The organism is Pseudomonas sp. LBUM1673 (assembly GCF_059695645.1).
Map to the genome: position 1 here is coordinate 2,872,131 of NZ_CP166780.1, position 26,060 is coordinate 2,898,190.

The 26,060-nt window shown below is 59.9% G+C and carries 25 protein-coding genes and 2 pseudogenes; 10 read left to right on the forward strand and 17 right to left on the reverse strand.

The genetic code is table 11. The annotated features are described in order from the left end of the window. Positions 1–13 precede the first annotated feature (13 nt). From ACA044_RS13155 to fliB, 4 genes are all read right to left on the reverse strand, one after another. A complete protein-coding gene (locus ACA044_RS13155; RefSeq protein WP_497446725.1) occupies positions 14–1,180 on the reverse strand; it encodes a T3SS effector HopA1 family protein in 1,167 nt (388 codons plus the stop codon). Next, positions 1,177–1,560 carry a CesT family type III secretion system chaperone gene (locus ACA044_RS13160; protein WP_497446726.1) on the reverse strand — a complete coding sequence of 128 codons (384 nt, stop codon included), beginning with the start codon at positions 1,558–1,560 and terminating at the stop codon, positions 1,177–1,179. Before ACA044_RS13160 ends, ACA044_RS13155 begins: the two co-directional genes overlap by 4 nt. A gap of 105 nt (positions 1,561–1,665) precedes the next feature. Further along, the gene (locus ACA044_RS13165; RefSeq protein ID WP_497446727.1) at positions 1,666–2,430 is read right to left on the reverse strand and encodes a substrate-binding periplasmic protein; all 765 of its coding nucleotides are present in this window, start codon (positions 2,428–2,430) and stop codon (positions 1,666–1,668) included. Positions 2,431–2,619: 189 nt separating this feature from the next. Next, on the reverse strand, positions 2,620–4,005 hold the full coding sequence (gene fliB / locus ACA044_RS13170) for a flagellin lysine-N-methylase (protein ID WP_497446728.1): 1,386 nt from the start codon (positions 4,003–4,005) through the stop codon (positions 2,620–2,622). Here fliB and ACA044_RS13175 point away from each other — a divergent pair. Further along, positions 3,907–4,326 (forward strand): annotated as a pseudogene (locus ACA044_RS13175) (methyl-accepting chemotaxis protein); the annotation flags it as partial. The gene fliB and the pseudogene ACA044_RS13175 sit on opposite strands and share 99 nt — an antisense overlap. Before the next feature lie 52 nt (positions 4,327–4,378). On the opposite strand, the gene ACA044_RS13180 reads toward ACA044_RS13175, so the two are convergent. Together ACA044_RS13180 and ACA044_RS13185 are read right to left on the reverse strand one after the other, a co-directional pair. Then, entirely contained in the window at positions 4,379–5,278 is a 900-nt protein-coding gene (locus tag ACA044_RS13180; protein WP_497446729.1) for an alpha/beta hydrolase, read from the reverse strand. Positions 5,279–5,493: 215 nt separating this feature from the next. Continuing rightward, the gene (locus ACA044_RS13185) at positions 5,494–7,269 is read right to left on the reverse strand and encodes a sigma 54-interacting transcriptional regulator (RefSeq protein ID WP_497446730.1); all 1,776 of its coding nucleotides are present in this window, start codon (positions 7,267–7,269) and stop codon (positions 5,494–5,496) included. 293 nt (positions 7,270–7,562) lie between these two features. Between ACA044_RS13185 and ACA044_RS13190 the strand changes: the two genes are divergently transcribed. The 6 genes from ACA044_RS13190 (at position 7,563) to ACA044_RS13215 (ending at position 16,755) form a co-directional block, all read left to right on the forward strand. Continuing rightward, on the forward strand, positions 7,563–9,038 hold the full coding sequence (locus ACA044_RS13190) for a benzaldehyde dehydrogenase (RefSeq protein ID WP_497446731.1): 1,476 nt from the start codon (positions 7,563–7,565) through the stop codon (positions 9,036–9,038). A 59-nt stretch (positions 9,039–9,097) separates the two neighbouring features. Beyond that, positions 9,098–9,865: a coniferyl-alcohol dehydrogenase gene (locus tag ACA044_RS13195; RefSeq protein ID WP_497446732.1), complete on the forward strand. Its 768-nt coding sequence runs from the start codon at positions 9,098–9,100 to the stop codon at positions 9,863–9,865. A 214-nt stretch (positions 9,866–10,079) separates the two neighbouring features. Then, positions 10,080–11,729, forward strand: coding sequence for a DUF1302 domain-containing protein (locus ACA044_RS13200; RefSeq protein ID WP_497446733.1), 1,650 nt, complete (start codon positions 10,080–10,082; stop codon positions 11,727–11,729). Positions 11,730–11,744: 15 nt separating this feature from the next. After that, a complete protein-coding gene (locus ACA044_RS13205; protein ID WP_497446734.1) occupies positions 11,745–13,106 on the forward strand; it encodes a DUF1329 domain-containing protein in 1,362 nt (453 codons plus the stop codon). 69 nt (positions 13,107–13,175) lie between these two features. Continuing rightward, positions 13,176–14,279, forward strand: a complete 1,104-nt coding sequence (locus ACA044_RS13210) for a WD40/YVTN/BNR-like repeat-containing protein (protein ID WP_497446735.1) — start codon at positions 13,176–13,178, stop codon at positions 14,277–14,279. Positions 14,280–14,331: 52 nt separating this feature from the next. Then, positions 14,332–16,755: an efflux RND transporter permease subunit gene (locus tag ACA044_RS13215; RefSeq protein ID WP_497446736.1), complete on the forward strand. Its 2,424-nt coding sequence runs from the start codon at positions 14,332–14,334 to the stop codon at positions 16,753–16,755. Positions 16,756–17,240: 485 nt separating this feature from the next. On the opposite strand, the gene ACA044_RS13220 is transcribed toward ACA044_RS13215, so the two are convergent. The 3 genes from ACA044_RS13220 to ACA044_RS13230 all read right to left on the reverse strand — a co-directional run bounded on the left by ACA044_RS13220 (position 17,241) and on the right by ACA044_RS13230 (position 18,958). Next, positions 17,241–18,176 carry a class I SAM-dependent methyltransferase gene (locus ACA044_RS13220; protein WP_497446737.1) on the reverse strand — a complete coding sequence of 312 codons (936 nt, stop codon included), beginning with the start codon at positions 18,174–18,176 and terminating at the stop codon, positions 17,241–17,243. Between the two features lie 248 nt (positions 18,177–18,424). Then, positions 18,425–18,799, reverse strand: a complete 375-nt coding sequence (locus ACA044_RS13225; RefSeq protein WP_497446738.1) for a sigma factor-like helix-turn-helix DNA-binding protein — start codon at positions 18,797–18,799, stop codon at positions 18,425–18,427. A gap of 6 nt (positions 18,800–18,805) precedes the next feature. Beyond that, on the reverse strand, positions 18,806–18,958 hold the full coding sequence (locus tag ACA044_RS13230) for a hypothetical protein (protein ID WP_497446739.1): 153 nt from the start codon (positions 18,956–18,958) through the stop codon (positions 18,806–18,808). Between the two features lie 379 nt (positions 18,959–19,337). Between ACA044_RS13230 and ACA044_RS13235 the strand changes: the two genes are divergently transcribed. Then, entirely contained in the window at positions 19,338–19,745 is a 408-nt protein-coding gene (locus ACA044_RS13235; protein WP_497446740.1) for a response regulator, read from the forward strand. 74 nt (positions 19,746–19,819) lie between these two features. Continuing rightward, positions 19,820–20,488, forward strand: a complete 669-nt coding sequence (locus ACA044_RS13240; RefSeq protein WP_497446741.1) for an HAD-IA family hydrolase — start codon at positions 19,820–19,822, stop codon at positions 20,486–20,488. A gap of 110 nt (positions 20,489–20,598) precedes the next feature. On the opposite strand, the gene ACA044_RS13245 is transcribed toward ACA044_RS13240, so the two are convergent. Continuing rightward, complete coding sequence (locus ACA044_RS13245) at positions 20,599–21,258, reverse strand: methyltransferase family protein (protein WP_497446742.1); 660 nt, start codon at positions 21,256–21,258, stop codon at positions 20,599–20,601. A 165-nt stretch (positions 21,259–21,423) separates the two neighbouring features. Here ACA044_RS13245 and ACA044_RS13250 point away from each other — a divergent pair, with 165 nt between their 5' ends. Continuing rightward, on the forward strand, positions 21,424–22,371 hold the full coding sequence (locus ACA044_RS13250; RefSeq protein WP_497446743.1) for a pyridoxal-phosphate dependent enzyme: 948 nt from the start codon (positions 21,424–21,426) through the stop codon (positions 22,369–22,371). 44 nt (positions 22,372–22,415) lie between these two features. Here the strand turns inward: ACA044_RS13250 and ACA044_RS13255 are convergent, their stop codons facing one another. The 7 genes and pseudogenes from ACA044_RS13255 to ACA044_RS13285 all read right to left on the reverse strand — a co-directional run bounded on the left by ACA044_RS13255 (position 22,416) and on the right by ACA044_RS13285 (position 26,059). Further along, positions 22,416–22,733, reverse strand: a complete 318-nt coding sequence (locus tag ACA044_RS13255) for a DUF2388 domain-containing protein (protein ID WP_497446744.1) — start codon at positions 22,731–22,733, stop codon at positions 22,416–22,418. Positions 22,734–22,970: 237 nt separating this feature from the next. Further along, positions 22,971–23,264 carry a putative quinol monooxygenase gene (locus ACA044_RS13260; protein WP_497446745.1) on the reverse strand — a complete coding sequence of 98 codons (294 nt, stop codon included), beginning with the start codon at positions 23,262–23,264 and terminating at the stop codon, positions 22,971–22,973. Between the two features lie 123 nt (positions 23,265–23,387). After that, a pseudogene (locus ACA044_RS13265) lies at positions 23,388–24,083 on the reverse strand (aminotransferase-like domain-containing protein); the annotation flags it as partial. A 189-nt stretch (positions 24,084–24,272) separates the two neighbouring features. Next, on the reverse strand, positions 24,273–24,635 hold the full coding sequence (locus ACA044_RS13270; protein WP_497446746.1) for a Mor transcription activator family protein: 363 nt from the start codon (positions 24,633–24,635) through the stop codon (positions 24,273–24,275). Continuing rightward, entirely contained in the window at positions 24,632–25,090 is a 459-nt protein-coding gene (locus ACA044_RS13275; protein WP_497446747.1) for a gp16 family protein, read from the reverse strand. The genes ACA044_RS13270 and ACA044_RS13275 overlap by 4 nt, the downstream gene beginning before the upstream one ends. Before the next feature lie 65 nt (positions 25,091–25,155). Then, entirely contained in the window at positions 25,156–25,671 is a 516-nt protein-coding gene (locus ACA044_RS13280; protein WP_497446748.1) for a Mor transcription activator family protein, read from the reverse strand. Position 25,672: 1 nt separating this feature from the next. Continuing rightward, positions 25,673–26,059 carry a DUF2528 family protein gene (locus ACA044_RS13285; protein WP_497446749.1) on the reverse strand — a complete coding sequence of 129 codons (387 nt, stop codon included), beginning with the start codon at positions 26,057–26,059 and terminating at the stop codon, positions 25,673–25,675. Position 26,060: the final 1 nt, after the last annotated feature.

The window sequence follows — 26,060 nt, forward strand, 5'->3', positions numbered from 1 at the left end:
GAGGCGTCCTTGTTCAGCGGGTGGATGTTTGCCTGAAGGCCGGGTTGTCCGGGTTATAGCCTTTCGCGGCGAGCGCGGCTTTCAGCTTTTTCTCCAGGGAGCCGCTGCTGCGATCACTCAGCGCTGTTGCGATGATGTCGGCTCGTGATGTGCCATGACTGGTCGAGTCACCTTGGGCCGTTTCGGCATAGGCAAGGCCTTTGCCCGCCGACTGCATACCTGCGGGGGTATGGTCGATGAAGGCCTGCGCAGGCAGCATGCTCTGTAGTTTTCGGCCCAGTTCCAGGGTCTCTGCGTAATCGCTGCGGACATAGAGAATGGCGGAATCGGTTCGTTGGCCAAATCTTTCCGGCCCGGCTATTTTGCCGCTGAAGATGCTGTCCTCACTCTTGATCAGCGTGGTCATGGCCTTTGCCAATTCGCCGGCATAGCGTGGTTCGACAGCGATGGTCAGCCGTCCCGCATCCTCTTCCTCCCCTGTGCGACGAGAGTGTTCAGGCGCGATCCGGTAGAAGTCCTTGCCTGCACCGGGATGTTCGGCCATGTAGACGCCGAGGAGGCGGTCTTCCTTGCTCATGCCGTCCAGCCCTTGGGGCCACAGATCGATACCATCCTCGCGCTCAAGCTTTTTCAACCCCGCCATGTAGGCTTTCTGCGCGTCAGGCGCCATGGGCTTGGACTTGGGTGTTTCATGTTTGAAAAGATCGTAAATGGTTTCTTGCATGACCTGTTTGAGCTTTTGTGCTTTTTTCGCCCAGGCGAGCAGGCTGGCAAAGGTCTTCTTGCCGTCAGGAATCTCGCCTTTTTTTGCCGCAACGACGGTCGCCGCGGAACTGCTCTGGCCTTGCTCCAGGTTGATCTGTTGCAGATTGAGGCGTCCACCCAGTTGGCGCGTCAGCTGCGGCCGTGCAGCGGCCGCGGCGGCTTTCTCGTTGAGCGTCTGGGCGATCCGCGAACTCTGGCTCTGCCCGCCGAGGAGGTGGCTGGCGCTCTTGAAGAACTTGTCTACGGCGGCCTGCTTGTCCGGGCGTTGCACACTGAGTTGTCCATCCGCCGCGGCACGGATCTCATAGTGCTTGCCATTGACCTCGATCCGACCGTGCGCCTTGAGCGCCCGAACATCGACATTTGAGTCTTTCAGGGCTTCTACACTGGTGAAGCGCGATTGCACGGGATTCATACACGTACCTCACGCCAACCTTTGATCCAGTCGATCAGCGTCGCGATTTCGCGCATCAATACCGGTACGCTGGCTTTTTCCCGGGTGATGCTTTGATAGGCAAAATACAAACCGCTGCCAGCATCCCAGCCGAGCCCGGGGCCGGCACTGACGAGGGGGTTGAGTGCGCCACCCAGCAAGCGCTGCAGCGGCAGGTCTTTTGGTGTTTCGAGCAAGCCGATCAGCAGCAGGCGCTGGTGAGCGTCATTGCATGCCAGCTTCAGCGGATAGGTGTCATCGATGATCAGATCGCACATCCCCCGGGCATCGAACGCCAAGGGCTGCATTTCAAGGGCGGTGGAAAGATCTTTGAGCAAGGTTTTGTAGAAGAGGCCACTCATGGCTTAACCCGTAAATGATGGATATAGGGGCTAAGTGGTGTGGCCGGCGCTGTCGGTTCCATCAACAGCGCGCGCGGGCTTGCGGCGGTACCTTGACCCGTATTGTTATTGCGACAAATAGCTCTTTTGTATACGCACCAGGGTGCCGTCCTCGCGAAGCGTTTCAACCGCCTCGCGCAGGTCTTGCACCAGTTGAGCGGAGCATTGCAAGGAGCAGGCAAGATAGAGATCGGCACTGCTCACGACGGAACTCATGAGCAGTGTGCGTCGAGACACCTTCGGCCAGATGTATAGACTCTCCGGGACACCATTGAACCAGGCATCGATGCGTCCCATCAGAAGCATTTGCGCGGGGTTGTCACCGATGGTAAGCGGGTGGATCTGTTCATCGCTGAACCCCTCCGCGCGCAGGATTTCCTCCTGTGCGCTGCCCAGGCCGACGCCGATCACCCGGTAGGTTTTTTTCGCTTGCGCGAAGCTGCTCACTGGCCGGTCGAGGCTGAAAAAAGCGCGCTCCATGGGCATGATCGGCGCGATCCAGGTGAAGCGATGTTCACGTTCCGGCGTACGGGACAAGGGGGCTATCAGGATATCCTGCTTCTCGCTGACGTATTTCTGAGATCTGGCCCAGGGAAGCCCATGGACATGAGCGACATAGCCGGCCTTGGCAATGGCCGTCAGGACGGCTTCTCCGACCATTCCGTGGCCCTGGGAGCCCTCGACAAACGTCAATGGCGGAGCGTCCGGAACATACAGTTCGAGCGGCAATGGCGCGCCAGACGCGTTACCAGCAATCAGCAACGATACCGACAGACAAAACCTGCAAAGCGCCGTCGTATTGGCAGTGGATACCCGTGAGCTCCTGCTCATGGTTGATATTTCAGGCATTGAACGTAGAAGGGCGCCACAAGTCACCAGTGGTGTTGATCACGGGGATGATGAGTCTGCCGGCCGTTGTTTGTTATTGGATCCGGTATCGACACGGTATTCTACGCAGACTTTAGGCGGGACACATCCTCCCCGGTGCGACCCTTGGCGAGGTCGCGTGTCACTTTTTATTCAAGCCTCAATTTGCGCGATCAGCGCGCACAGATACGGTGCGCCCCTTTCGCCGATCGCATGACGCAAAGTCCTCTCGGCTGCCGTGACAGCGTTATGGTTGGCTGCCCGGCAAAATCGATAAACCAGATCAACTACTTTTTGCCGGTCCGGCGCCTGTCGTGTGTCCGCATCACAATGGGCAAGCAGCAGGCAGCGCAACGTCAAGGTCCGGATTGCCAGAGTGGCCGCCCACTCGGTAAGGCTCACGCCGTAATCAAGCCCGGCACTGGTACTGGAAATAAACGGAAAACCCGTGCGGGTCATTTCGGCGGCAATGAAACGCTTCAGGATCGGATCGAGCGTGCCGTGAACCGTTTCCCGGTAAAGCTCCCGATAGGCGGGCTTGAGCATCCATTGAGCCTGCTCCGGCGTTTCGCCGGGCTCGATGACCGAGGCGCAGAGCAGTTGTTGACGCAATGCCTGCGGCACGCCCGATGCATTCAGGATGTTCATCAGCACGATCAGCAACGGGTCCACGATGATCGACTCGCTGCTGGCTATTGGAGGTTCATATCCTGCCGCCTGAAGGGAGAGCTCTTCGGCCCAACAGGCATAGGGCAATGCTGCCAGCCGGGCGGCGATCCAGTTCAGGCGCAGCAATACCTGCCCGGCGGACAGCTCCGTTGATAACACCATCTGTAGAAGAAAACCGACCACTGAGCGCCATTGGGACGCGTCCATGCCAGGAAACGCCTGGTTGCTTGCCCCATAAAGGTGGAAGTCGTCTTGTCGGCTTTCCTCGATATGGTACGGATCGTCGCCAAACAGTCCCAGACGGGCGATTTCCGGGCAGCTCATGGTTGCAGACTTCACCAGCGAGCCATTGATCCGGCGATACATGCGCGGGTAGTTGGCACAGGTATCTGTGAGCACCTGTTCGCCTTGCTGGGCATGTATCTGGCAACGTCCACCCTGAAGCGCTCCACACTGACCGCCAGCCCGGTTCATTTGATAGCCGCCATCGTCTTTGACGATCAGGTTCAAGAGTTCAGGGTAGGTTCGGCTATACAAGTCTTGACTGCGTTCACTGACCGCGATGCGCCAGTCGCCTTTGCAGCAGTTGTCTTCGCAGCGTTCGGCCAGGCAGGAGAATTGCTGCACATACCTGAAAGCCCTAGCGGACTGAATTCCCATGAACAATCTCCAGCGGGTCAAGGTTCGTTTCAGACTGAGTGGACGTTGTGCTGGAGTTGTTCCATGAAGCAAACGCAAAACTTCGGATGGTCTTGATCGCGTTGCCAAAGCGGGCGCGGTTTCGCCGTTGTGGCGGACGAGGTGCGGGCTCTGGCGCACAGAACTCAAGCATCGACGGTTGAGATCGAAGCCATGATTTCCAGTGTTCAAACGTGTGTCGATGGCGCCACACACTCCATGAGTCAATGCACGAACAGAGCTGAAAGCACACTCGAAGTCGCCAATTCTGCTGGCAGCGCCCTCGACGAAATAGCCACCGCGGTCGAGCTGATCACTGAGCGTAATCTGCTCATTGCCGGCGCCGCAGAGCAACAGGCACAAGTGGCTCGAGAGGTCGATCACAATCTGGTCAACATTCGCCAACTCTCCATGCAATCGGCCGAAGATGCAGGTCGCTCCAGCCTGGCCAGCGGTGAACTGTCCAGGCTTGCCCAAGGCTTGCGGGAGATGGTGCTGAAGTTTTCGTTATAAAAGAAAACTTCAGTGATACGACAGCTAGAGATCGAGCACGCCCAGGCCGATGTCAACGACCCAGGTGCCGCAGGAGGAAGGCGCTGATCTGGTCCAGTGCGCGGCGGGCTTCTTCGAGTTGATCGCTCATGGCCTGGAAAACATGAATCATCCCCGGCCAGACGTCCAGCTGTACCGCCACTTCGGCGGTGGCCAGGCGGCTGGCGAGCCGGGTTGAATCGTCCAGCAGGCATTCCCGACTGCCCACCTGGATCAGCACTGGCGGTAGACCCTGAAGGTCGCCGTACAGGGGTGAGGCCAGCGGATTCAGTGGCTCGGCGCCCTGCAGATAGGTGTCGGACATAACGGTCTTGCCAGCAACCGGGCCGAGCAATGGATCTCGGTCCTTCTGCAAATTCCAGGACTCACCGGTCTGAGCCATGTCCACCCAAGGCGACATCACTACCGCAGCCGCCGGCAGCGGCAAACCAGCGGCCTTGGCAGCCAGCATCAGAGCCATGCACAGACCGCCGCCAGCGCTGTCGCCGGCCAGCACCAGGTGCTCGGCGTTCACACCGTTTTCCAGGAGTGCGCGGTAGACCTCCAGAGCATCCTGTATGGCGGCCGGAAAAGGGTGTTCCGGGGCCAGACGGTAATCGATGCACAGGGTACGAATCCGGCTGCGGGCTGCCAGTTGGCTGGTGAGCGGGCGATAGGCTTGGGCACTGCCGAATGAGTAGCCTCCGCCATGCAGATACAGCAACACAAAGTCAGGCCGGGCCTCTGCGGGAATGACCCAAAGCCCGCTGACACTGGCCAGGCGGGTGGTCTCAAAGGTCACGCCCTCGGCACAGGAGCCGGCGCCGAAGAGTTGTTCGGCCTGTTGACGTTGTTGGTCGATAGTCAGCGAGCCGAGGGGGGGCAGTTGGCTGAGTTGTTCGATGATGCCGTCGATGTTGTTGTTATGGGGCATGGGCTCTCCGGAGGCGCGTTTTGTGGGTTAAAACAAGTTAATCGAGATAATAGTTAGTTCGAATAACTAAAATTGCAAGATAATTTCATTTCATCCACAGCGAACAACAACAGAGGTTGGCCCGACTCGCCAGCGATGCGTCGGATGTCGAGGTGCTTCATAGTTAACATCATTAATCATATTTGCACTGTTCACCGTGCATTGAGCCGTCTGAATCAGGCCGATGCCTGTCGGTACTTTTTCAGTCGGTAGGCAAACTGCGCGCGACTCAAGCCTAGCAGTCGGGCGGCGGCGGCCAGGTTGCCTTCGCTCTTTTGCAGCGCTTCGTCGATCAAGCGCGACTCCAGTCCTTCAATGGAGAAGCCGTGTTCCAGGCGAGCCAGGGTTTCCAGCAAGGCTGGACGAGGTTGTGTGCTGGCGGGGCTCTGGTCGGTTGCCGCGAGGCTGCCATTGCCGTCCAGAGAGTACGCCTCCTGCGGCATGGGTTCGTTGCGAAACAAGTGGACCAGATCGATGGCTTGACCGTCTTCGCTGGCGATCAGGCCACGCTCCACCAGGTTCTGCAATTCCCGCACGTTGCCGGGAAAGTCATAGCGCAATAGCACCTTGAGCGCACGCATGGTCAGTCCGGCGGGCTTGCGGTTATAAGCCTGACAGAAGCGCCGCAGGAACGCGTTGACCAGCAACGGGATGTCGTCACGACGTTCGCGCAGTGGCGGCAAAGTGATGGGGTAGACATTCAGGCGGTAGAACAGATCCTCGCGAAAATCTCCGGCTGCCACGGCTTTGCGCAGGTCGACATTGGTTGCCGCCACCACCCGCACATCGACCTTGATCGCCTGGCTACCACCGATGCGCTCGATCTCGCGCTCCTGCAATGCACGCAGCAGCTTGCCCTGGCCCGGCAGGCTGAGGCTGGCGATTTCATCGAGAAACAGAGTGCCACCCTGAGCCCGTTCGAAGCGTCCGGGGCGCGAATGAGTCGCGCCGGTATAGGCGCCGCGTTCGACGCCGAACAGTTCCGCCTCGATCAGGTTGTCCGGGATTGCGGCGCAGTTGAGGGCCACGAAAGGTGCTTGATGGCGTGGGCTGAACTGATGCAGCTGACGGGCGAACAACTCCTTGCCAACCCCGGACTCGCCGCTGAACAGCACCGTGGCAGGTGTCGGTGCAACGCGTTGCAAGGCGAGGGTTGCGGCGTTGAAGGCTGCGCTGGCGCCAATGGGTTTTGGCCCGCCGGGTATTTCGCTGTCGTCGTGCTGAGGGGCGGACGCCGGGGCTGGACGCGGCCGGGGGGCGACGCTGGAGGGCGAGGCGGTGAGATAACTCAGGTCCTGTTCGACATCGCCCCATTGCTCGGCGGTCTTGCCGATCACCCGACAGCACTCATGACCCATGCCCCGGCATTCGGTTTCGCGGAAGATCACCAGACGGCCGAATAGCCCACTGACATAACCGATGGCATAGCCCAGTTCAGTCCAGCACACCGGATCCTGGCCGATCCCGTGGGCGGCGATATGTTCGTCGGCCTCACAGGAGTGGTGCCAGAGGAATTCGCCTTCGTAGAAGCCCGAGTCGGCGTCGAATTTGAAGTGCAGGGGTTCGACCTTGGTCATGCCTTCGAGTGTATGCAGGCGAGTACCGGCAGAGAACACCGCCGCGGCGTCGGCGTCTGGCCAGCGCTCGCGGATCAATCGCGCATCGCGCGCACCGGACAGATAGCCAGTGCGGGTAAACAGACCGCGGGTTTGTTCCAGCCCTTGACGCTCGATAATCTCTCGCCGCAGCGCGCCAAAGGATGAGCTGTGCAATAGCAGCATGCGCTGGTCGTTGAGCCAGATACGTCCGTCAACGGGGGAAAAGAACAGGCATTCGGCTAACTCGGCCAGGGTTGGTGAGTTGCCCTCGGCCAGTTGCGTACTGTCTCCTCGGGGCGAGAAATGCTCCTCCTGTACCGCGAGATGAGGAAGCAGCGAATGGGGATTGTTCATTGTTATGCCCCTGAGCGAGTCGACTGATCGAAATGATCAGTTAGCAAAACAGTTATTAAACATAACTTTATCATTTGAACAAGTGGCAGGGTGCTGGCCGTGCGCCGAACGCCTTGCCCTATTCGTCAGTGCTCCTCCCAAGCCCGCAGACCAGAGCCTCCGCCGCCTGATGCGTGGCGCAATACAGGAAGTCGGCACAGCCCTTGCTCTACAGCTTTCATGACGCAGACGGCCTACATCGTTTTAGTGAAGCTGCGTCAGGCAATTACAAACACAAGAGCCGGGAGACCGAAATGTCGGTAAGTGAACCATCTGATTTTCTGCGGGACGGGCTATGGCGCGAACGCATCTTCAATGGCGACTGGATACGTCCATTGGGTGGCAGCAATAGCGTCATTGAGCCGGCCACCGGCGAGGTATTGACCGTCACAGGTTTAGCCGATGCGGCGGACATCGCGTTTGCCAGCCTGAACGCTGCCCGTGCTCAACCGGCCTGGGCGGCGTTGGGGCCACGGGAACGCGCAGGGATCTTTCGCAAAGCCGCCGCACTGGCCCAGCAACACTTTGACGAACTGGCGCTGTACATCGCTCGGGAAAGCGGCGGGAGCCTGTTCAAGGGTGAACATGAGGTCCGTGAAGCGATCGTCTTGCTGCATCAGGCCGCCGGGCTGCTGTCGCAACCCCATGGTCTGGTTCTCCCGAGCGAAGCGGGGCGCTTGTCCTACGCACGCCGATTGCCCCATGGCGTGGTCGGGGTGATCTCGCCGTTCAACTTTCCCCTGGTGCTTTCCCTGCGTTCGGTGGCACCGGCGCTGGCGGCCGGCAACGCGGTGGTGCTCAAGCCCGATCCGCAGACCCCGGTCAGTGGCGGTTTCATCATTGCCCGGTTGTTCGAGGCGGCCGGTCTGCCCAAGGGGTTGCTGCAGGTTTTGCCGGGCGCAGCGGTGGCCGGTGAGGCCCTGTGTCGCGACCCGCATGTACGGATGATCGCGTTCACCGGTTCTACCGCAGCTGGGCGCAAGGTCGCGGAAGTGGCTGGGCGTCATCTGAAAAAAGTGGCCCTGGAGCTGGGCGGCAAGAACTCGTTGATCGTGCTTGAGGATGCCGATCTTGAGCTGGCGGCCAGCAACGCCGCCTGGGGTGCCTGGCTGCACCAGGGGCAAATCTGCATGGCCACCGGACGCATCCTGGCCCATGAATCGATCGCTGAAGAACTGGTCCGCCGGCTGGCAGAGAAAGCACGGGCGATCACCGTCGGCAATGCCGCTCGCGGCGAGGCGGTGCTGGGGCCTTTGATCAACAAGCGACAGTTGCAACGCGTGCATGAAATCGTCACGGAGAGTGTGAGGGCCGGGGCAACACTGGAAGCCGGCGGTGAGTTTGAACAGCTCTTCTACCCACCTACGGTACTTTCCGGCGTGCGCCCGGGCATGCGCGCATTCGACGAGGAAATCTTCGGCCCGGTCGCCACGGTGGTGAGTTTTGCCAGTGATGAAGAGGCCATCGAGTTGGCCAATCGTACTGAGTATGGCTTGTCCGCGGCGATCATTTCGCCTTCGGTCGGGCGCGCGATGGCGATTGGCGATCAACTCAATTGCGGTCTGCTGCACATCAACGATCAGACGGTGGCCGACGAGTGCATCAATCCATTCGGCGGCCGCGGCAGCTCGGGAAATGCCGGCAGCGTCGGCGGCCCGGCTGACTGGGACGAATACACCCAATGGCAATGGGTGACGGTCAAGAACACCGCACCGCGCTACCCGTTCTGACGGCCAGGAGCAGACCGACGAGGTCGGGCGAGTACACAAAAATAATAAGAGGACTCAACATGAAACTCGATAACAAGATTGTGCTGGTGACCGGCGTCTCCTCGGGTATCGGCGCCGCCACTGCAAGCCTGCTGCGCGCCCACGGCGCCCATGTGATTGGCGTGGATCTGAAGGCCCCGCACATGACCCTGGATGGTTTTGTCCAGGGCGATCTGAGCAGTGCCGAGAGCATCGACCGGCTGCTGCCGCAGCTACCGGCACGGATCGACAGCCTGTGCAATATCGCCGGGGTGCCGGGCACTGCGAACCCGCAATTGCTGGCGCAGGTCAATTACCTGGGGTTGCGCCACCTGAGCAGCGCGCTGCTGCCGCGCATCAGCGCTGGCGGCAGCATCGTCAATATCGCCTCGATCCTTGGCGCCGAGTGGCCGCTACGCCTGGAACAGCACAAGGCGCTTGCGCGTATCGAAGGTTTCGCCGCCGCGCAAGCCTGGCTGGCCGAGCACCCGGTGCCGGACGAAACCTGCTACCAGTATTTCAAGGAAGCGTTGATCGTCTGGAACTACCTGCAGGCGCAGCCCTGGTTTCTCGAACATTCAGTGCGCATGAACAGCGTGGCGCCGGGCCCGGTCTTCACGCCCATCCTCGGCGACTTCGTGAGCATGCTGGGTGAAGCACGGACCCAGGCCGATGCCCATCGCATGAAACGCCCCGGTTATGCCGATGAGGTGGCGGCGGTGATCGCTTTCCTGTGTGCCGACGAGTCGCGCTGGATCAACGGGGTCAACCTCCCGGTCGATGGCGGATTGGCCTCCACCTATATCTGAAAGCGCTACCTGTGGCGAGGGGGCTTGTCGGAACGCCGCATCGCCCCGTTCGGCTGCGCAGCAGTCGTAAACCGGTACACGGGATCTACTTGAGAGAACTCGTTGCCTGAACTTAGGGCCGCTGCGCACCACAGCGGGGCGATGCGGCGTTCCGACAAGCCCCCTCGTCACAAGTGCAAAGCCATGCCAAAAATAAAAATAATGAGGAGCGTCCATGGACAACGTTAAACGTTGCTTTCGTTTCAAGCATTGCGCCCTGTTTCTGGCGTTATGCAGCACAGGCGTGATGGTCGAAAGGGCCGAGGCCATGCAAATGGACCTGGGAGATTCCGACTGGAAACTGCGTTGGGACAACACCATCAAGTACAGCCAGGCCTGGCGTCTGCAGGGGCAGGACAGCCGATTGGTCAACGCGCCAACCGCCAACGGTCTGTATCCCTCGATCCAGAGTCAGGGCGATAAGAACTTCAGCAGAGGCTTGGTCTCCAACCGCCTGGACCTGTTCTCCGAAATGGACCTCAGCCGGCAGAACTATGGGCTGCGTGTGAGCGGCGCGGCCTGGTACGACGATATCTACAACCAAGACACCGACAGCAGCGAGCAACCGCATTTCCTCAGCGAAACCCGCAAGCTCCACGGCCGTGACGGCGAAATTCTCGACGCCTTCGTGTTCCTGCGCGGTGACCTCGGTGAAGACTCCCAGGGCGTGGTGCGTCTGGGCCGGCACAGCCTGATCTACGGTGAAAGCCTGTTCTACGGTGGCAACGGCATCGCCAATGCCCAGGGCCCGACCGATGTGGTCAAGTTGCTCAGCGTGCCGGGAACCCAGTTCAAGGAGATCCTGCGTCCTGTCAATCAGATCTCCGGGCAGTTGCAGATCAACCCGCAGTTGTCGGTGGGTGCTTACTACCAGTTCGAGTGGGAACGTTCCAATATTCCGGGTGCCGGCAGCTACCTGAGCGATGTCGATGCCATCGGTTACGGCAGCGGTTCGCTGCGCGAGGTGTTCGGCAACGACACCGTGAATGGCGGTGATCTGAAAGCGCGAAATTCGGGGCAGGGCGGTATGCAGATTCGCTTCAAACCGACCGGGACCGAGCTGGAGCTGGGTTTCTACGCCGCGCAGTATCACGACAAAACGCCGATTGGCCTGTACGCCTACCTCGACGGTGCGGCCGCGGCGGCCACCGGGCTGCCGATCCTGAGCTCTTATCGTCAGGTCTACGCCGAAGATATCAAGACCGCCGGCGTCAGCTTCTCCACCGCCTATGGCCCGTTCAACTTCGCCGGTGAAACCTCCGTGCGCTGGAATGCGCCGCTGGTGAGCAACCTGCAAGTGGTGACCCCAGGCATGGAGGCCGATGGCGGCGATGACGCACTGTTTGCCCGGGGCAAAACCGCTCACGCCAACCTGTCGGCGATTTACCTGTTATCGCCTACTGCTTTGTGGGATGGCGGCTCGGCACTGGCCGAGCTGGCGTGGAACCGAACCCTGAGCGTCACCGAGAACGCCGCGGCCCTGGATTCCAACACAACGCGCGATGCCACTGCATTGCGGGTACTGGTGGAGCCTGCGTACTTCCAGGTTGTCGACGGGATCGACCTGACCGTGCCGATCGGCATGGGCGTGGTGCTCGACGGGCGTTCTTCGGCCGTCAACAAGTCGGGTTTTGGCAATACCCATGCTGGCGACTGGAGTGTCGGGCTCAAGGCCACCTATCTGCAGCGTTGGGACGTCGGCCTGAACTACGTGAACTTCTTCGGGGCGCCGAAAGCCGGGCTACGCGAGGACGGCAATTTCAGTTACGGGCAGTCACTGGCCGACCGCGACTTCGTCTCGCTCTACGTGAAAACCTCATTCTAATAAGGTGGATTCGCCATGCAGAACAACGCTTTTCTGAACACTTGCGTCCTCACCCTGGCCCTTGCAGGCATGAGCCTGGCGCAAGCCGCGGTGTCGCCTGAGCAGGCTGCACGTTTGAAGTCTGAACTGACGCCCCTGGGCGGCGAGCGCGCCGGCAATGCCGATGGCAGCATCCCGCGATGGGACGGCGGTTACACCAAGGTCGCGCCCGGCTACAAACCGGGTGACAAACGTGCCGATCCATTCGCCGGCGAGAAACCGCTGTATTCGATCAAGGCCTCGAACATGGAGCAGTACGCCAGCGAGCTGGCCGAAGGCACCAAGGTTCTGTTGAAGAAATACCCGGACTATCGCCTGGACATCTACCCGACCCATCGTTCGGCGGCGGCTCCGCAATGGGTGTATGACAACACCGGCAAGAACGCCACCCGTGCCACGCTGGACGTGGACACCGAGAAGGTCGCCAACGCCTACGGCGGCATCCCGTTCCCGATCCCGGAAAATGGCGCGCAAGTGTTGTGGAACTACCGGTTGTCCTGGCAGGGCGGCGAGACCATCAGCTCACCTTTTGATACCTGGCTGATGACTGCCGGTGGCAAGAAGGTTCAGGCGACCCGAGCCCTGTTCAGCTATCAGTTTCCCTACTACTCCGAAAGCGGCAGCCTGGAAAACTTTGCCGGCAAGTACCAGATTGGCAAGCTGCTGACCGAACTGCCGTCATCCAAGGCCGGCGAAGGCCTGATGACCCATTGGGACATGGACCCGGCCAACCGTGCGGCCTGGCAGTATCTGGTCGGCCAGCGTCGGGTACGCCGAGCGCCGAACATCGCCTACGACACCCCGGACTTCGTCACCTCTGGCGTCGGTCTGTTTGACGAAGCGTTCATGCTGTTCGGGCCTACCGACCGCTACGATCTCAAGCTTGCGGGCAAGAAAGAACTGATCGTCCCCTACAACAATAACCGCGCCGGCCTGGCCAAGAGCGACGACCTGGTCAAACCGAATTTTCTCAACCCTGATCTGGTGCGCTGGGAGAAGCATCGGGTCTGGGTGGTCGAGGCCACGCTGAAATCCGGCAAGCGCCATGTGGTGCCGCATCGGACCTACTACATCGACGAGGACTCCTGGCAGATCCTGATGGTCGACGGGTATGACGCCCAGGGCAAACTGGGCCGGCAGATGTATTCGCTGACGCTGTTGGCAGCGGACCTGCCGGTCCTCACCGCGCAGGTCATGTGGGGCAGCTACAACCTCGATACCGGCGCCTACTTCCTTAACTCTTCGAGCAACGATCTGGCGGTCCAGTACCAGACGATCGCAAAACCTTCGGCGTCCTATTACACACCGGATGCCATGGCCAACGAAAACATGCGTTGAACCCTGGGTGGCCGTGGCGAGCGAGAGGCTCGTCACGGTCGCTTGCGATTTTCCAGGTTGGATAAAGACATGAACGTTCAAAAATGTTTTGCGAGTTTCAGCCTGCGTCAGGGCATCTGCGCCCTGGCGTTGTGTCTGTTGGCGAGCACGTCCATGGCTGCGCAGGCCAGTACGTTTGCGGTGCTGCAGCAACCGGCGCTGCCGACCGCCAAGGCCCCGCGCGCGGTTTTGCTTGGGCTGACCCGGGCCGGCGAGCGTCTGGTGGCGGTCGGCGAGCGCGGCATCGTGCTGCTCTCGGATGATTCTGGAATGAGCTGGCGCCAGGCCAATGTGCCGGTCAGCGTCAGCCTGACGGCGGTGCAGTTCGTCGATGCCGAGCAGGGCTGGGCGGTCGGTCATCTGGGTGTGGTGTTGCACACCGAGGACGGTGGTGAAACCTGGCACAAGCAACTCGACGGTGAGCGTGCCGCCGCGCTGGCGGTGCAGGCCGCGGAGCGCGATGCCCATCAGCCGGGTGGCGCCAGCCACCTTGCGCAGGCGCGGCGGATGCAGGACGACGGACCGGATAAACCGTTTCTCGACCTGTACTTCAGTGATCGGCTGCATGGCTACATCGTTGGCGCGTACAACCAGATCTACCGTACCGACGACGGCGGGCGAAGCTGGCAGCCGTGGATGCAGCATGTGGACAATCCGCAGGGCCTGAACCTGTATGGCATCCGCGCCTCGGGCAACGACCTGCTGCTGGTGGGTGAGCGCGGTTTGCTGTTGCGTTCGACCGACAACGGGCATTCGTTCCGGGCTCTGAAATCACCTTATGAAGGCAGCTTTTTCGGGCTGCTCGGCACCCGCGGCGGAGCCTTGATTGCCTATGGTTTGCGCGGTAATGCCTGGTGGTCCGATGACCGTGGCGGCAGTTGGCGACGCCTCGACACCGGCATCGAATCAACACTGGCGACAGCCATCGAGCTGCGTGACGGCAGCTTGCTGTTGGCCAGCCAGAGCGGTGAATTGTTGTTCAGCGATGACCAGGGTCGCAGCTTCGACAAACGTCAGAGCCGCGGCGGCGGGACGGTTGCGGCCCTGCAACAGGCGGCCGACGGCAGCTTGGCCAGCGTCGGTTTGAGTGGCGTGGCGGCTGACCAGGATCCGCGGGCATCCGGCAAGCCTTGAAACTTCATGGTGTAGCGCTATCGGGCCATGGCCCGTGCAACAGGAGTCAGACTTGAAAGACGACAAAACCCAAACCGTGATCGGCCGCCTGGAAGACTTCGACCAGGCGTCGGGCAACTTCGCCGAGCGGACGATCTTCAACCATCGACCGCTGGTGATCCTGCTGTGCCTGCTGGTGACCCTGGTGCTCGGCTGGCAAGCCACGCGCATCGGCATCAATGCCAGCTATGAGAAGACCATCCCTACGGGGCATCCCTATGTCGCCAACTTCCTGGAGAATCGCAGCGAGTTGAGCGGTCTGGGCAACGCGTTGCGCATCGCTGTGGAGGTCAAACAGGGCAGCATCTTCACCAAGGACTACCTCGACACCCTGGCCAAACTCAACGACGAGCTCTATCTGCTGCCGGGCGTCGATCGGCCTTACATGAAGTCGTTATGGACCCCGACCACGCGCTGGACCGCCGTGACCGAAGAGGGGCTCGATGGCGGCACCGTGATCCCCGACGACTACGATGGCTCGGCGACCAGCATCGAGCAGGTGCGGACCAACGTCGCCCGTTCCGGTGAGGTCGGTCAATTGGTGGCCGGTAACTTCAAGTCCAGCGTGATCTTCGTGCCGCTGCTGGAAGTCAGCCCGCAGACCGGCAAAGCCCTGGACTACGGCGAGTTTTCCCGGCAGCTGGAGACGCTGCGGGACAAGTACCAGACCGATGACCTGCGAATCCACATCACCGGTTTCACCAAAATCGTCGGCGACCTGATCGAGGGGCTGACCCAAGTCTTGTTGTTCTTTGTGATGGCCGTGCTGGTGACCGTGGTGGTGCTCTATGCCTACACCCGTTGCGCGCGCAGCACCCTGGTCGTGGTGACCTGTTCGCTGGTGGCAGTGCTCTGGCAGATGGGCCTGCTCGCTTTGCTTGGGTACGAGCTGGACCCGTACTCGGCGCTGGTGCCGTTTCTGGTGTTCGCCATCGGCATGAGCCATGGCGCGCAGAAGATGAACGGCATCATGCAGGACGTCGGTCGTGGCACCCATCGGGTGGTGGCCGCGCGTTATACCTTCCGCCGCCTGTTCGCCGCCGGCATGACCGCGTTGCTCTGTGATGCAGTGGGCTTCGCCGTGTTGCTGCTGATCAACATCCGAGTGATTCAGGACCTGGCGATCACCGCCAGCCTCGGCGTGGCGGTGCTGATTTTCACCAACCTGATTCTGCTGCCGATCCTGCTCAGCTATATCGGTGTCAGCCCGGCAGCGGCGCAACGCAGCCTGAGTTCGGAAACCGCCGAGCTGCAGGCGCAAATCAAGCATCCGTTGTGGCGCGTGCTCGATTTGTTCACCCAACGACGCTGGGCCCTCGGCGCCATGCTGGGTGGCCTGCTGCTGGCGGCGTTCGGTTTTGCCGTGAGCCTGAACCTGAAGATCGGCGATCTCGACCCCGGAGCCCCGGAGTTGCGAGCCGACTCGCGCTACAACCGCGACGCGCTGTTCATGACCCAAAACTATGCGGCCAGCTCGGATATTTTCGTGGTCATGATCAAGACCCCGGAAGATCAGTGCACGCGCTACGCCAGCCTGTCTGCGGTGGACGCGTTGGCCTGGCAACTGGAGCAATTGCCTGGCGTGGAGTCGACCACTTCGATGGCGGCGCTGAGCAAGATCGCCACGGCCGGTTACAACGAGGGTAACTTCAAGTGGTATGAGCTGATCCCCAATGACGGCGCGCTGGGCGCGGTGCAGACCCGAGCGCCACGGGAGCTGTTCAATCAGGGCTGCTCGATGCTGTCGCTGTACGTTTACCTGGCCGATCACAAGGCCGATACCCTGAATCGGGTGGTGGAGGCGAGCGAGGCCTTTATCGCTGCGCATCAGGTGCCAGAGGTCAAGTTCATGCTGGCCGCCGGCAGCGCCGGAATCGAAGCCGCGACCAATATCGTGGTGAAGAAATCCATGCACGAGATGCTGTTCTGGGTCTACGGCGCGGTCAGTCTGTTATGCCTGCTGACCTTCCGCAGTTGGCGCGCAACCCTGTGCGCGATGCTGCCGCTGATGCTCACCTCGATTCTTTGCGAGGCTTTGATGGTGGGGCTGGGCATGGGGGTGAAAGTCGCGACACTGCCGGTCATCGCCCTGGGCGTGGGCATCGGCATCGACTATGCGCTCTATGTGTTGAGCGTGATCCTGACTCGAATGCGTGCCGGTGACACTCTGGCCCAGGCGTATTACCAGGCGCTGCTGTTCACCGGCAAGGTGGTATTGCTGACCGGCATGACACTGGCTGTCGCGGTGTCGACCTGGGCTTTCTCGCCGATCAAGTTCCAGGCCGACATGGGCATCCTGCTGGCCTTCATGTTCCTGGTGAACATGCTCGGTGCCTTGATCCTGCTGCCGGCACTGGCCTGGCTGCTGCTGCCGCAAAAGGTCTTCGTAAAAAAGCCTGAAACGAACCTGCTTGCACAGTTAATAAAGGAGAGCTGAAGGGCTGGGCAAGGAGGTTCGCCCTAATGCCGGTAACTTAACGGAAATCTATCGACGGGTGATTAATTGTGGCGAGGGAGCTTGCACCCGCTTGAGTGCGTAGCACTCACAAAAATCGGCGATTGTTATCAGATTTTGGGGCCGCTACGCAGCCCAGCGCGAGCAAGCTCGCTCGCCACAAAGGTAAGCATGACTAAAGAGTCTCGCATAAGTGAACACTATTACGGTCGGATGCCGGGCTTTACGGTTTCTGGATTTTTTGCAGACAAAAAAAGAGCCTCAAAGCTCTTTGATGGGGAGGAAGTAGAGCCCAGAGGCTCAAGATACGCATGAAACAAGTGGTGAGCTTATTGGGGTTCAGTTCACCCACCACCTACGCAACGGCTTAAACCTCCAACCGCTGCGTATCACCATCGTAGGAAGTCGCGGGTTCGCGCTCAAGTACCATTAGTCGAATCCCCCCGGACAGCCTGCCTGGGGTTGAATCAACATCTGAACACCAGCGCCTTCAACCCGCACTCAACATCGGCATCGGGAAACTCCGGCGGATTCTCCAACCGTTGCTCAAAGCGCAGGCTCGGCGCTTCGCGGGTGACGCCATCGATGAGAAAGTCCGCACCGAAGGCCGGATCGTTCATGCAGGCCAGTACCGTGCCCTGAGGGCTGAGCAATTCCGGCAGGCGGCGCAGCACACGCTGATAATCCTTGGTCAGCAGAAAACTGCCTTTCTGAAAAGACGGCGGGTCGATGATCACCAGATCGTACGGGCCCTTGCCGATCACCTTGCCCCAGGACTTGAACAGGTCGTGGCCGAGAAAACTCACCTTGCTCAGGTCATGCCCGTTGAGCCGGTGATTGTCTCGACCACGGCTCAGGGCCGGGCTCGACATGTCCAGATTGACCACATGCAACGCGCCCCCTTCGATGGCCGCCACCGAGAAACCGCAGGTGTAGGCGAACAGGTTCAACACCCGTTTGCCCTGAGCATTGGCCCGCACCCAATCGCGGCCGTAACGCATGTCGAGGAACAGGCCGGTGTTCTGTTTGCGGCCCAGGTCCACGCGATAATGCAGGCCGCCCTCGATGATCGTCATCTCGTCGATCGGCTCCCCGAGCAGCCATTCGGTGGTGCTTTGCAACAGATAGCGATGTTGCAGCAGCAAGGTATGCGCGCCGGATTGTTTCCACTGTGGCGACTGCGTGATCTGCATCAACAACCGCTTCAAATCCTCCAGTTGCGCCGGGTCTGGCTCCTTGAACAGTGCGACCAGCACCACGCCCTGCAGCCAGTCGACGGTCAATTGCTCCAGCCCTGGCCAGCAGCGGCCACGGCCGTGGAACAGCCGACGGGTTTCTGCGGGCGCCGCCGCAAGCGCTGTCAGCAAATGGTCGTGGAGGATGGAGAGGGCGTCTGGGTTCATCGGACAAGGTCGGCCATGGAAAGGGGGCGGCATTTTAACCACAATTCGCCTCCCACGAGTGACGGCGCCGTTTTGCCGCGCAGCAGCGCTGCATCGACGCCGATGGACAACCCGGTCTGAGTGGCGGCAGTTCGAGGTGATAAGTGTCTGTCGCGGAGTCGGCGAAGGCCGGTGCGGCGCAGCTCTGATTTTCCACGACAGGCCACTGCCCGAAGTACTGGCCGAGATTGATCTGCATCGTCGGGGAGTTATCTGGGCGTCGGACGCGCAATTGCCGGGCAGGGGGCAAAGCGATCGTCTGCGTAGAGGGCGCCATCCAGGTACTGCTTGACGCTGCTTTCGTAAACCTGAAGAAGCTTGGCGATTTCGGCATAGGAACAGCCATCGACACGCGCCATCAGAAAAGCCTTGCGCGGTTTCTCTTCCAGCTCTTCGAGCAACAGCAGCAGGACTTTGCCGAGCAACTGGCGCACGGCAATGATCTGTTCCGGGCCTTGTTGGGCCTGCTGATCGAGCAGGACGGCCATGCTGCGCAGGGTTTCTTCCTTGACCCGGCGGCGATGATACTGATTGATCAACAGGCGATTGGCTGCCACCAGCAGATAGGCCCGTGGTTCCTGCAATGTCGGCTAGGCGTCCAGGCCCAGCAGTTTGACGAAGGTGTCATGGGCTATGTCGGCTGCATTATCGGGGCCGCCGAGTTTTTTGCGCAGCCGGCCGAAGAGCCAGCCGTGATGCCCACGGTAAAGCTCGGAAAGGGACGAAGCGGACGGGCCCGACACGACGAAACCTCGAACGAAGACAGTTCTCAAATGGGAAATTATTGCAAATGAGAATGCTGTCATGTCGCCGCGCGACGTTCAAGTCTGATGCGAGACTGTAGCAGCTGGCGAAGCCTGCGTTCGGCTGCGAAGCAGTCGTCAGGCCGGCTGATGCGGTCCTCTGGTTTGACGACTGCTGCGCAGCCGAACCCAGCCTCGCAGGCTCGGCAGCTGCTACAGCCGAACGCAGGCTTAGCCAGCTGCTACAAAGAGTACGCTTGAGCCGATTTTTCGCCTGGCTGTATCAAAAATGAATTTTCCGCGAAGTCCGACGCTCATACCTGTAGGTGGCGGATATGAGCCCGCGAAATCATTTATGCAATCAGGGAGTGGCACAGTCATGGGGCCAATATCGACGGCAGGCGCGCTCTTGTCTGGCGGTTTGATTCTTGTGGTTGAGGACGACCCGTTGATCCTGGAGTTTCTGTGCGAAATTCTTCAGGAGGAAGGCTTTGCAGTTGAACCACAGGTCAGCGCGGACGCCGCGTCGCAGTTTCTGGAGCAGCACGGGCTGGAGGTCGGGCTGTTGCTGACGGACATCACCATGCCGGGCAAACTCAATGGCGCGGACCTGGCCAATCAGTTCGGCGACCGTTGGCCGGACAAACCGATCATGATCATGTCTGGCTTCGAAACCCCGAAAAGCTCCGGGGTCAAGCATCCGGTTGCGTTCATCAGGAAACCCTGGGCAGTGGGACAGTTGCTCGATTGTGTGCAGAACGCCTTGCAGTCGAACCGGACCTTGTGAGCTGCAGCAGGCTGCACGAGTGGTGTACATTGCCGGACAACACTCGACTGGTTCTTGCGAAAGGAAGTCGCCCTTTGTCCATTCAAGCATCCGTGTTCAACACGCCGTACCGCGCCTTCCTGTTCGATATGGACGGAACCGTCCTCAATTCCATCGCCGCCGCCGAGCGGATCTGGACGGCCTGGGCCGTGCGCCACGGCGTCGATGTCGAGTCCTTCCTGCCGACCATCCATGGCGTTCGCGCCATCGACACCATCAACCGTCTGGCGTTGCCCGGAGTGGATGCCCACGCTGAAGCCGCGTGGATCACCGAAGCGGAAATCGAGGATGTGGAAGGGATTGTCGAGGTGGCCGGTGCGGCGAGTTTTCTCAAATCGCTGCCCGCCGACCGATGGGCCATTGTTACCTCCGCACCGCGGGCATTGGCCCTGCGTCGAATGGCGGCGGCAGGTATTCCTGAACCTGGCGTGATGGTCACTGCTGAAGACGTCAGCGCCGGCAAACCCGACCCTGCGGGCTATCGGCTGGCCGCTCGTCGGCTGCAAGTGGATCCTGCCGAGTGCCTGATCTTCGAAGACGCCGCCGTCGGTATTCGCGCAGGCGAAGCGGCGGGTGCCAACGTCATGGTCATCACCGCGACGCACGTTCATCCGCTCCAGACCCCACATGCCACCCTGCTCAGTTATGACTCGGTCGGGGCGCGAGTGGATCTCGACAGTCAAATGTGCCTGTACACACTCTAATAATGTGGGAGCGGGCTTGCTCGCGAAGGCGGTTTATCATCCAACATTGATGTCGACTGACACACCGCCTTCGCGAGCAAGCCCGTTCCCACATTGGAGTTGTGGTTGCTTCAGTAAATCCCCGGAATCAATCGCCAGCTACGGGCGCAGTAAGCCTCGTATTCACTGCCGAACTGTGCGCGTAACAGCGCTTCTTCGGAGCGAATGCGGGCGATCAGCGGGATCAACGTCAACGCCACCAGCAGTAACCCGATACCGGAACGAAAGGCCAGCGCCCAGCCCACGGCGTTGATCAGCAATCCCAGATAGCTGGGGTTGCGCAAGGTCCGATAAATTCCGTCGGTGACCAGAAGGTGTCCCGGTTGAATCGCCACCAGTCCACTGAAGCGTTTGCCCAGCACAAACACCGGCCACATCCGCAACGCGCCGCCACCGATGAACAGCAGCGCCCCCAGCCAACGCAGGCCCTCGCCACCAAAGGTCCAGAAGTCGACTCGGTCGGTGTAGGCCGGCAGATACCCGCTCAACAACCCAAGTACCCCGAAAACCGGCAGCACCCAGCGATTGCCCCGGTCTTCACGTTCGCCGGAACTCAGGTTGCCCTCGCTGAACAAGGACACGACCGCCATCACCAGGGTGGCAAGCGCAATGACCACCAGCGGCGGGCGGGAGAAAAAAGCTGCCAACCCGCCGAGCCCGAACACGGCGAGAGCGAGGTAGGCGAGGGTGGTGACGAGGGTGAAAAACGCGAGTTTGGCCGAGATTTTCATGACTGACTTCGCAATAGGCATATGACGTAGCGGGGCAGCGTGTCATCGCCAGGACGGTAGTCGCGGGGGCAGGGTGAACTAAGCTTGGATAAGGATGAGCCTGTCTGTTCACACCCGGCTCGTTGAAAGACCTCAACGAGCCGGTGCTGCCACAAGGAGCACACGATGCTTCACATCAGAACGCCCCTGATTCTACACCCAGGCCTGTCGACTCCGGCCCGGAGAATCTGGCTCAAGCTGGAAAACCTGCAACCCAGCGGCTCGTTCAAACTGCGCGGCATGGGCCTTTTGTGCAGCCAGGCAGCGGAACAGGGCAAGCGCAAAGTCGTCTGTCCTTCTGGTGGTAACGCAGGTTTAGCTACCGCTGTGGCGGCCGCCAGCCTTGGGCTGAAAGCCTGCATCGTGGTGCCGAACACCACCCCGGAAACCACCCGCGCCAGGATCAGGAAAACCGGAGCCGAGGTGATCGTTCACGGCAAAGTCTGGGACGACGCCAATCAACGGGCGAAAGAGCTCACACAGGGCGCGGACACTGAATACGTGCCAGCCTTCGATCATCCGGTGTTGTGGGAAGGGCACAGCACCATGGTCGATGAAATCCTCCAGGACTGTCCTCAAGTCGATGTGTTGGTGACATCGGTGGGGGGCGGCGGCTTGCTGGCAGGCCTGCTCACCGGGCTGATCCGTCACCGCCGCATGGACTGTCGAATTGTTGCGTGCGAAACCCAGGGTGCGGCGTCTTTCGCAGCCGCCGTCAGTGCCGGACACCCGGTCAGACTGCCGCGCATCGACACCGTTGCCACGTCACTCGGCGCGGCGCAAGTGGCCGCCTGGCCAGTGCAGCACATCCTCGACTTTGCGCACGAATGCGTGGTGCTCAGCGATGATGAGGCAATCATGGGCGTGGTTCGTTACGCCAACGACCTGCGCCAATTGGTCGAACCGGCGTGCGGGGTTTCATTGGCGGTGGCGTACCTCGACCATCCGGCAATTGCCGAGGCCCATGATGTGGTGATTGTGGTGTGCGGCGGCGTCAGCATCAGCGCGCAGTTGGTCGCCGGCTGGGCACGCCTGTCCGCTGGGGTTGAGAAAAACAGCGCTGAAGCAAGGTAGGGCTGGAAACGCTATCCAGGCCCTACCGCTTACGTTTGCAGGCATCAGTGACTTGTTGGAACGCCTTCCTGAACGAGGATCGCTCTGGCCAGGTCTTCATCGCTGGCCTTGAGGTCGGGATGATTTTGTCGAATTTCCTTCAACACCGACTCCAGATAAGCGCCGCGAATCGTACCGCCACTCGCCACGAAGCTGGAAGCATCATCCCGGGCGGGAATCACGACTTTGTCATCCTTGAACGTCGAGTACAGCGACGCGGAGACCCCGGCCGAGGTGGCGACGTCTTTTGCATCCACATCAGCCATGGCCGAACCAGCGGGCAGACAAAGCACTAGCGAAGATATAAGCAACAGACGGCGCATAACGGCGTCCTCCTAAAGCGTAAAGGAAGTAACACATAATTTAGGATGCCTGATGGCGGTCAGGAGTTCCTTGCGGCGAAAACAATCACTTCAATCAATAGACTTGGATCCGCCAGGAGGGTGGTTTGCAGCAAGTGCTTGCGGGTCGCCTGTCTGACGCACCGCCATCTCTGATTTACGACTGCTGCGCAGCCGAACGCAGCCTCGGCAGCTGCTGCGGGGCTGTGTTTTTTTGTTTTAAACGATTGGAAAGCTGTTGAAATCGACGGAGTTGGCCAGTCGGCTGTCGATCAGGCCGATAAAGCCTTGCACTTCGCAGCAGTTGAAATGTGAGTGCATGGCCGCTTCCGATTGCCAGCGTGCGCTGACTGTCCAGCGGGTGTCGTCCTCGGGGCAGCGGTCGCCCATATAGGAGTCACAGCCCGGAAGCTCGCGCAGGGTGTCGACGATTTTTTGCAGTTGCTTGCCCAGTTCGTCCGAGCGGCCGGCGGCAGCCTGTACCTTTACGGTGGTGATCACTTCGTTGGACATTGCTCACACTCCTGAATCAGGCCGGACGAATCCTGCTCATTGAGGGATAACGCCCATTCAGGATAGGCCTGCACCTTTGGACCGCCAATAGCCAATCGCCGGATAAAGCCGCAGACCAATCCGTCAGCCGACCTGCTGCACAATGTCGCGCAAACGGTCCAGGGCGATGTCGATGTCCAGGGTTTCGATCGCCCCGAACCCCAGGAAAAGCCCGGCCCGCGGCGCTTGCTGGTAATAAAAGCCGTCCAGGGCATAGAGCCCTACTTCGACTTTTTTTGCCAATTCGATCACCAATGGAATATCGACCGGCACTTTGCACAGCACCGCCATGTGGAACCCGGCCGTGGTCGGCACCGCCTCGAACCACGGAGAAAGATCGCTTGCCATGCGCGCCAGGATCCGTTCCCGGCGCCCGGCGTAAATCGTATGGCAGCGCCGGATGTGCTTGAGCAGGCAGCCTTCGGCGATGAACTTGGCCAGCGCCCATTGGGGCAGGGTGGAGGTGTGCAGGTCGGTGAGCTGCTTGGCGCGAATCACCGCTTCGAGAATCGCTGGCGGCAAAATCGCGTACCCCAGCCGCAACTCCGGCAACAGCGTTTTCGAGAAGGTGCCGACGTAGGCGACGATGCCGCGCTGATCCATGCTTTGCAGCGAGTCGGTGGGGCGGCCTTCGTAGCGGAATTCGCTGTCGTAATCGTCCTCGATGATGATCGCCCCCAGTTCGTGGGCGCGCGCGAGCAAAGCTTCGCGCCGGGCCTGGCTCATGGGCATGCCCAAGGGAAACTGGTGGGACGGGGTGACGTAAATCAGCCGGGTGCCCTCGGTGTTTAGGACTGAGATAAATACAGGGTTGGGTGTGAGGTAAACCCGAGACAATCCGGGATTCGATGGTACAGGGTGGTATGGGATTTGTAATTGAGTTGCAGAGGGTGCAATTAGGTTGAGCCCCGGTCAGGGTCTTGGCGACCGGGGTGATCGGTGGGTGGATAACGCTTTTTCCGTGGGCGATTACTCCACTTCATACGATGCGAATAAATCACCTTGGTCGCGAGCAATTACCGCCAGCCGCATCCGTTTAATGACCTTGTAGACAAATGCCAGTGAGAGGTTGTGCTTCATGGCGATCTCACGATGGTTACGGCCAGTCCATTCATCAAAGATTTGCTGATGCAGTTTAGAGGCCTGAACATGGATGCCCTTGGGCATGTATAGCTGCTGGCCGCCCCAGATCGTGGCCATCTGCATAGCGACTTCATTGCCATGCGCCTCAGCAAGCTCAGGACTGATGTTCAGAGTTTCTTTTGCAGACTGAGCCACATGGTCTGCCAGTGTCTGGAGTAGCTCGCCTGCCGTGCTGTTGGGCTCTTTCATACGACCTCCTTTTTGATCACTCGATGCTGCCACTGTTTCAGGTTCTCGATCACTCGACTTGCCTGGGGGACGCTGAGCCACTGCAGCGCGGACACCTTGGTCATGCTCTTCACGAAATTGGCCAAAGCTGCCTCGGACGGATCACGCACTGCGCCCAGGTCATGCAATGCCAGCCATAGCGAACGGATCTTCATGGACTGCTCATCGTTGGCCTGTGGCCGCTTACCAGCCTTGTTTGGACGAGGTTTAAAGCCCTTCTGCTTGAGTTGCTCCAAAACCCTCAGCAGGTTTGGAACGCTCAAGTCAGCGGTGGACGTAGCGCCGTCCAATCCCGTCATTCCGGCCAGCATCAGGCGATATGTATCGTCATCCATTCGCAGCTCACGTCGCGCGACATGTATCAGCTTGATGTAACGCAAGCGGTCAGAGCTGGATCTGAAGGTCATGCCTTTCATAAAGCCCTCTGCGTGATAAATTGGCCACCCCAAAAAGGAGTTGGTCATGGATTGCTTTGAAAGTGTCATTGAGTCGTTGAAGGATCAGGCGGATTATCAAAATGGGATGGAGTGCTTGATCGGCTTTCTACTGGCACAACTGGAGAGTCAGCCCGGTTACTCACCGCAGGCGTTGGTAGAGGCTCTCTATGCAGAACAACAATGGCGACTAGAGTCCTGGGCACTGAGGGACAATGATGACCCTCTGCATGTACCCCTTCCAAAGAGCTTACTTTTGTCATTTCAACGGCTCGAAGCTCAGCTACAAGCGCTCTCTGGAAATCCGTTGATACCGGTTGATTTACCCAAACAACTTCAGAGCCGGTATCCACGGCTTCAGGGGGCGCCAAAGGTGCGCTTTGCAGTCGTAGCAACTTCACCGAACGATACACCCACTCCAAAGTGACCCGGTGGCGACGGGCCAACTCGCTGTGATTTGATCCATTAAACTCAGCCTGGATTGCAGCACTGATTTTTGTTAGCTCTTCAGTGCTGAGGCTGGGTAAGAAAATATCGTTTGTAGAAGGAAGTTTTTCTTTCATGTCACCCCTCCTGAAACTCAAGATCGAGATCGACTTCAATCTCAGCGCAGACCAGGCGAATGCCACACCAACCGAAAGCTGAGCCCTGCACTGTTCCACCCCATCCTTCATTGTTGTGGCGATCCTCTGTCCATATCCGCGACTGCTGTCCATCGTCGACACGCATGCCACCTGCCTCCAGCAGGTCATAAACCCACCCCTCAGCGGCTTGTTTGATTACGGCGCGCACTACGTCGCCATCTGCATCACTGAGACGATCCTGAGCACCAGTCCAGAAGGTGTTGATCGCGGTAGCCCGCTCTGATGTCAGGATGTCGTGATCGACCTCAACAGTGATCTCCCATTCTTTCCAAGTGTCTCTCAGTGTGTATTTCTTGAGGTTCGCCATG